The organism is Acinetobacter sp. USHLN143 (genome assembly GCF_037145695.1).
GTDB lineage: Bacteria > Pseudomonadota > Gammaproteobacteria > Pseudomonadales > Moraxellaceae > Acinetobacter > Acinetobacter fasciculus.
This window is the reverse complement of sequence record NZ_JBBCWZ010000130.1, coordinates 1-4,302: the sequence shown is the minus strand read 5'-3', so window position 1 is coordinate 4,302 and position 4,302 is coordinate 1. Positions and strand designations below refer to the sequence as shown.

3 protein-coding genes are annotated in these 4,302 nt (G+C 38.9%); all 3 read left to right on the top strand.

The genetic code is table 11. The annotated features are described in order from the left end of the window. Window positions 1-441 precede the first annotated feature (441 nt). Window positions 442-786: a plasmid mobilization relaxosome protein MobC gene (gene mobC, locus WFH18_RS16955; protein ID WP_111810824.1), complete on the top strand. Its 345-nt coding sequence runs from the start codon at window positions 442-444 to the stop codon at window positions 784-786. Then, the gene (locus tag WFH18_RS16950) at window positions 783-2,711 is read left to right on the top strand and encodes a relaxase/mobilization nuclease domain-containing protein (RefSeq protein ID WP_146747340.1); all 1,929 of its coding nucleotides are present in this window, start codon (window positions 783-785) and stop codon (window positions 2,709-2,711) included. Before mobC ends, WFH18_RS16950 begins: the two co-directional genes overlap by 4 nt. Window positions 2,712-3,059: 348 nt before the next feature. Further along, window positions 3,060-4,302, top strand: a 1,243-nt coding sequence (locus tag WFH18_RS16945; protein WP_336755328.1) for a replication initiation protein, incomplete at its 3' end; no start/stop codon positions are given.

Sequence of the window (4,302 nt, the reverse complement as noted above, 5' to 3'; positions counted from 1 at the left end):
AAAAACCAACTAAAAAAACTATTAAATATCATGTATTTAACCCCCTATTTTGTGCAAATAGCTATCAGTGTAGTGTGCTCTCGGTAAAAGAATTACGAAGTAATTCACATTTTGTATGCGAGCGAAGCGAGTTACAGTCTTTAAATCTTCTTTTTCTAAAACAAAACACTCAAACAATTCTACTTGCAAACAGAAATTTCTACTTTTGCTTTTCCCCCCCTCAAATAACTCACGATCTAATTTAGTCTGATTCAGCAATAATCACAGATAGCCTTTGTTTCGTGTAAACAACATTCTTGATGAATGATTGTTTAACACAAAACAAGATGCTATTGTGATTTAACGCAAGGATACATAGAGACCCCTCCACTTCGTTGCAGGCTTCTATGACCTTGTTCAGGAGGAGACCTCCCGAAACCCTCCAAAAGCAAAGGCAAAAGCATGACAGAGACCAAACGTAATAAAGTTTATAAAGTCCGATTTTCTGATGCTGAAGTACAGAAAATCAAAGATGCCAATATCCTAAATATTGCGAAATATCTAAGAGATACTTCGCTTGCCCAAATTGATGCAAAGCAAGGCAACGTCAAAAAAAAGAATCAGGAACATCACTACACCAAATTAGATCGTGAATTTTTACTTGAGCTATCTCGAATTGGGGGCAACATCAATCAGATTGCAAAGGCAATAAATACCGATATTGCAAGCAGTCGTCCCCTTGATGCTGCAAGGCTTTTGCACCTGTTAATAGGGATTGATCAGACCTTAAAGGAATTGAAAAAATGATTGTTCAGTTCTTTAGATACGGCAATGGTTTGAGCAAAGGTCCACTGGATTATTTACTTGGTAAAGACCGTGATCGAGATTATGCAAAAGTCCTACAGGGCGATGTTTCCGAAGTATCAGGATTAATTGATACGTCACCTTATGCAAAGAAATATACATCCGGATGCCTAAGTTTTTATGAGCATGATTTATCTGATCAGGATAAACAAAAAATCATGCAGGATTTTGAGCAAGCCTTATTCCCTGGCATGGATCAGAGCCAGTACCGTGTCTTGTGGATTGAGCATCAAGACAAATTAAACGAAGAAACTGGGGAGCGAAGATTAGAGCTTAACTTCCTAATCCCTAATGTTGAAATCCTTACAGGAAAACGTTTACAGCCTTATTATGATAAAGCTGATCGTCCTCGTATTGATCTGTTTAAGAAGATTACAAACTATGAGTATCAGCTGCATGATGCAGATGACCCCCTCTATCGCCAAGCCGTTACAACGGCAAAAAACTTGCCTAAAACTGTTAATGAGATCAAGGAAACGCTTGATATTGAAGCAACGAGAGCCGTTGAAAGTGGGCTAATTACAGATCGGCAGAGCATGAAAAAATGGCTATTGGATCTTGGTCTTGAAGTCACCAGAGAAACCAAGAAAAGCCTATCCATTAAAAATCCGAATGATGACGAAAAAGCCCGCCCGATAAGGCTTACAGGTGCAATCTATGAGCAAGATTTTAGACTTACAGAAACGAGCCAACAACTTACTATCGCAGCATCAGAACGATATAGACGAGAAGCTGAACAGCGAAATCAGTCAGATATTCAAAGATATGCGGAATACAGTGCAAAGCGAAGCACAGAGCTTGAGCAGCAGTATCGACAGCACCAAAACGGATATACAGCAGAAACAGAGCGAAGCAACGAACGAGATATTGCAGCAGATCGACCAGACTACAGCTCAAGCCAAGAAGCAGCAGCAACAAGGCATGACAGCCCTATTGCAAGAACAACAACAGCAGATCAAACAGCTACAAGCGAACTTGCAGCAGTTGAACGGCTTGAGCCAAGAAACAGCCCAAGCAGCCAAATTAAAGAAAACCCTTATTACATCGAATATAGCCTTGATTTCACTGGCATGTATAACGCTTATCAGCAGTATTTGTCTGGGATACGTCAGCAAGAGCAAATACAACGATATACAAGCGATGCAGAACAAAGTCGATTATCTGAAAAGTCAGGGGGGGAGCATGATAACAACAACGTGCGGAGGGAAACTGTGCGTAGAGTTAGACCCGAAATATCAAGACATGAATTACGCACTGGACAGTGGAACAAGACCCCTAGCAATAGTGAGAGAGATACGTTAAATGAGCTTAGAAGCACAATTATTGAAGATTATCGAAGATCAACAGCTTCAGTTGAAGCAACAACAGCAAGCACAAGAAGAAGCTCTACAGCTTATACAAGCACAGTCAGCGACCATCAACGAATTGAAACAATACACGCAAACTTTAAACAGCATGCACAACGAAGCAGTGAAGATAGTGCAGAAATATCAGAAGTTCGTGCAAGAACTGTCAGAGCAAACTATCTCAGCAACTTTTTCACAAGATGTACAACAGAACTTGAAAGTACAGTTGCAGACACGTTTAAACGATTTAGTGCAGAACTTGCAGATCGACAATCAAGTCAAAAATCAGGTATCGAAGATTATTCCGCAAGCAGTCGAATTGGAGATCAACAGTCAATTGAAACCACTAGCAGAACAAATCACCGAGAGAATGAGTTCAGTAGAGCAGTTTCAGCAGAAATTAGCTCAATTAATCCAACAAGTGTCATCAAAGCTTTAGACGTGCTTGATCAACGTAAAGAGCTACAGAGAGAGCAAGAGCGTCAACGCAGTCGAGATTATGATTCACCAAGCCCATTTTGACCCATTTTTTTTGCGGAGCATTGCATTTGCAATGCTGTCCTTAAAAAAAAAGTGTCTTAATTTTGAACAAATTACAGGTTTTGAGGTGGTAACAGATTTATTTTTGCGAATTTTCAACGAATGAGAAAAAAAATCTTGCATTAGTTGTAAAGTAGCTTCAAATTGAGAGCAATTAGATACATTTTCTTGAATTAGAAAAAGTACCGACCAAAAAAAAGCCCCAGTTTTCGACGACGCAAGGCTTCTTTTTGGCTTCATCAACAGACTTGTTAGTAGCTGAATCCACATGTATAGGCGTATTATGAAGTGGATACAGCGATTTAACAAGTCTAAATAACTGACTTGTTTATGCTGAAAACTGTAACAGCGTTTAATTTACGCAAAAAAGCCCTGATTTTTGAAGAACAACAGACTAAGAAGTCTGATCTTGACGCATCTCTTAGCGTTTTTCGTCTTTCAATCCCCGATAATTGTCCACTTTGGACTTCAAAAATAGCTCTTGCAGGTGAAAAACCGACTTGGTTTCACAAAGATGAGGCTAATTTTTCTAATTTCGCATACTTAAAAACAGCAACAGACTTTAAAACTGGCACTCTAATCATTGATATAGATCAACCCGTTGCAGACACGATTGAAGCAATCATTTACAGCACTTTAAATGCTCCAATTCCTAATCTAATTATTAAAAATCGAGCAAATAAGCATGTTCAGCTTGTTTACTGTCTTAAAAATTGGGTCTGTATTGATACAAGCAACAAAAAAGGCAACTACAGCGCAAAAGCACATTCACTCTACAAGGCTCTTAAACGGCATCTAAACGCTATATTTGGCGGTGATGATGCTTATCATAACTTTTTCGCTAAAAATCCATTCTGTGAGCAATGGGACGTTGTAGGGATGCGTTCAACAAGCTATGAGATGTATGAACTTGCTCGAATTTCAGAACTAGAAGTCAAAAGCACAACATTCATTGAGCGACTACAGTCGAAGCAAACAGATAAAGCCCTGAAACAAGCGTCAGATCGTGCAACTGTTGGAAGCGGTGAACGTAATGACTTCTTATTCAATACTGTGCGTGTACGTGCTTACTCACTCTATAACAAGCACTCGAAGAATTGGACACGTCAACAGTTTGAGAATTGCATTAATGATTTTGCTCAAGAACTAAATCAAACGAAATGCAGTCCAGCTCTTGAAATTAGTGAAGTTGCTACGATTTGCCATAGCATAGTGAGCTTTTGTTACGGCTCGTTTGGTGAACATCAGAAATATACAAAATCAGAGATCAGTAAGATAGCGTCCAAGTGCGGTAAAAAAGGCGGTAAAGCAAAAGGCTATAAGTACGCAAAACAACGCCAACAAGCTCGTAAACTAGCTAAACAGGGCAAGAAAGCAAAAGATATAGCCGAAATAACAGGTTTATCAATTCGTGCTGTCTACAATGCTATTAGTGAAGAAAAACCAACTAAAAAAACAGTTCAAAAACCAACTAAAAAAACTATTAAATATCATGTATTTAACCCCCTATTTTGTGCAAATAGCTATCAGTGTAGTGTGCTCTCGGTAAAAGAATTACGAAGTAATTCACATT